Annotated in this window: 2 protein-coding genes; both read right to left on the bottom strand. The window is 63.2% G+C overall.

Annotation, left to right across the window (positions count from 1 at the left end; genetic code table 11):
* A partial coding sequence (locus FY112_RS00255) for a biotin-dependent carboxyltransferase family protein (protein WP_181018107.1) occupies nucleotides 1-501 on the bottom strand: 501 nt, incomplete at its 3' end.
* On the bottom strand, nucleotides 498-642 hold a 145-nt coding region (locus FY112_RS37260; RefSeq protein ID WP_246700569.1), incomplete at its 5' end, for a carboxyltransferase domain-containing protein. The genes FY112_RS37260 and FY112_RS00255, both read right to left, overlap by 4 nt.

Below are 642 nucleotides of genomic sequence, written 5' to 3'. Positions count from 1 at the left end.
GGCAAGACCCGAGGCCGGCAGCATGACCATTTCTGCGTCCTCGCCGACCGCGATCCGATCGCCCTTCGCAAGAGGTCGGCCGGCATTGCCCCCGAAACCGCCGCGGAGCGACGTGCTTCGCGAGCCCATGACGACGGGCACATCCAGCCCGCCTCCGACCGAGATATAGGAGCGCGCAAGCCGCGGGGGCTGCTTCAGTTCGAGAACCTGTCCGGGCTCCGCGAGGTAGGCGCACCAGGAAAGCAGTTCCGATCCGTTGAGATGAGGATTGCCGTCTGCACCGGTAACGGCAAACACCATGCGCTTGTCGAAACGCAGGCTGAACGGGAAGGTCTGCACCTCTATCGCGGCGGCATTTTCGTCATTGCCGACGAGAATGTTGCCGATCCGGACCGCAAGCGGATCCATCGCGCCGCTCGCCGATACGCCGATGTCGCGATAGCCGGGGCGGCCAAGATCCTGCACTGTGTTGAACGAACCGCTTTCGATGATCTCGATCATAGCTCAATCCCTGCCGGCAGGAACCGCACTGTATCGCCCGGCGCCATCATGGCGGGGCTCGGCGATGTGGGGTCGAACATCTCAAGTGTCGCATAGCCGATGGAATTCCAGCCATTCGGACCTGTAAGCATGGCGACGCCG

This window comes from Rhizobium sp. PEPV16 (genome assembly GCF_008919455.1).
In the GTDB taxonomy this organism is placed as follows: Bacteria; Pseudomonadota; Alphaproteobacteria; order Rhizobiales; family Rhizobiaceae; genus Rhizobium; species Rhizobium leguminosarum_Q.
The sequence above is the reverse complement of the archived record's forward strand: the minus strand, read 5'-3'. Positions and strand labels throughout refer to the sequence as shown.